Origin of the sequence: Ancylomarina sp., assembly GCF_041555295.1 — a bacterium.
In the GTDB taxonomy this organism is placed as follows: domain Bacteria; phylum Bacteroidota; class Bacteroidia; order Bacteroidales; family Marinifilaceae; genus Ancylomarina.
In genome coordinates, this window is sequence record NZ_JBFFKR010000433.1 from 1 (window position 1) to 2,088 (window position 2,088).

Below are 2,088 nucleotides of genomic sequence, written 5' to 3' on the forward strand. Positions count from 1 at the left end.
AAAACAATATCTAAGATTAGATAAACGATAACTATTATTCCAATTATCTTAATTGCTTTATTTCGTTTATTCTTTTTCACGATGCTGATAATTAATTGAACACAACGGTCTTGCTAAGTTACGTGGGCGATTTCAAAGAATAATCTTATCAATGCGCCAAATAAGCAAGCCAAATTAATTTGTTTATATTCTGAACAAACCAATTTAGTTGGCTTGCTGGTGTTTATTAATTGAACTAAACTTTCCCTAGTTCATCACCGCCCATGAAATTTAGCTTTTGTTATGCACTGTAAAATATTCTAATAGATTAAAGGTTAAAATATTTTCAGCTACAATCACCTTTATTTAGTCTTTTAAAATACTTGATATAAAAACTATCTTTTTTCCATTTCTGTTCATATCGGTTATGAATTTTTGGACAAAGTACTGATTTATCAAACTTTTTGAGAAGGAAGGTTGTCTGTTCTTTATCTCCTTCAAATGTAATTCTCATTTTATTCGAGTCAAGAACTTGCAAATGGCTTTTAATTATTCTATTAAAATCAATTGATTGTAATCTTATAGTGTCATTGTCTAATTCATATATGAATTTAGAATCATATGGTGCTAAAGCGGTATTAGAAAATTCTGATAAAAGAGTAAGCATAGTGGAATCATTTATATACATTTCCACATATGATCTATCGTTCCTACAACCAGACCAACTTCCTTTAATATTAAAGTTACTTATATCTTTTTTTTTACAGTTTTGGAACAAACAGACAGCTAAAAAAATAATTGTAATTTTAGTATACTTCATGTAGTTGAAAGTTTTATTGTGCATAACAAGTGTGTAAAGTACTATGCACTTTACACCACTTATCTGTTTGTTTTTATAATTCCTTGTCTTTATAAGTCTTAGCCTATCTTATTGCCTAAAATGGACTTTAATTTTTTGCACGTGTTTTTTCCACTTCGTAAAACAATAGAAAGAGCAAGTCTGATCTAGCCCAAATAGTCTTACGCCTAAAAACTTATCCATAAAATTAATTATTTCTTTCAAACACCTCTACTTATATCCTAACATAAACTTTTAGAATTATTATAAATAAAAATCAACATAAAAAAGCCAACAAAATTTCTTCTGTTGGCTTTTCACTTTTTAGTTGTAAGTAGAGTGCTTAGGCTTAAGCTTCGACGAGCTCAGCAGCCTCAATTTCGATTAACGAAAACACGATATCGAGCTGAAGGGTTTCGTCGGGTACAATCAGTACTGTTCGAACCTCATCGCGATAAGCTTTGCATGTAAACGTAAAAACATGCTTACCAGCCACCAGGTTTTGGATAAAATAGCTCCCCTTATCACCACCTTTTTTAAAGGGCTTTTGTCCATCAATAGAAACACGAACCAAACGTACAGGGTCCCCTGCCACGTTTGTAAATGTTCCCACCACGGCACGCTTGCGTTTGGGTATGGCATCCATCTCCATAGCATTAACAAACGCCGTATAGAGTTCTGGCATACTCTTCTGATACTTGGTACGCATATAAGCTTTAAGTGAATCGTTGAGTAAGTTCTTGTATTCATTCAGAGAGCTGTCAATTTCAGCAGTAATATCTCTGTGAACAATTCGGTACTCCTTAGGTACATCAAGCAGTTTAGAAGCAGCATCGAGTTCAGCAATTAGCTTTTGCTCTAACTCATCTGTCACATCCGCAGCAAGGGTTTGTACAGGATTCTCATCCATTACGCCAACAAGCTTGCGTATGTGAATTAAGGCTTCTTCTTCGCGAGCACGAATCAACTGTGATTTTTTACAGTTTTCAATTTTCACGAAGGGATCGAAATTGTGGAAATGACCATAACTTCCCATAAAATCAGCACAATCTGCGGCCGTATCAATTACGGTGATCATGGCTTTATTTTTATGATCAGTCAGGGTTTTCCCCGATCGATCCTGTTTGGCCGATAGTGCCGAAACATTACCATTTATTACCTGTACCCTATCGAACATTGGGGTGGCAAGTAAATCTAACTTCAAGCTTTCATCATATGTCTGTCTAAACTGTAACACACTATTCGACTGACGAAAGCAACGTTCTTGGTTT

Annotated in this window: 2 protein-coding genes; both read right to left on the reverse strand. The window is 34.4% G+C overall.

The features are described 5' to 3' along the window. Positions 1-325: 325 nt before the first annotated feature. Positions 326-799, reverse strand: coding sequence for a hypothetical protein (locus ABY905_RS16810; RefSeq protein WP_372645978.1), 474 nt, complete (start codon positions 797-799; stop codon positions 326-328). A 367-nt stretch (positions 800-1,166) separates the two neighbouring features. Beyond that, the coding region (locus ABY905_RS16815) for a hypothetical protein (protein ID WP_372645980.1) at positions 1,167-2,088 on the reverse strand (922 nt) is incomplete at its 5' end.

What these genes read in the sequence shown, in the direction of transcription:
- ABY905_RS16810 (WP_372645978.1), bottom strand. Translation starts at nt 799, where the DNA reads ATGAAGTATACTAAAATTACAATTATTTTTTTAGCTGTCTGTTTGTTC.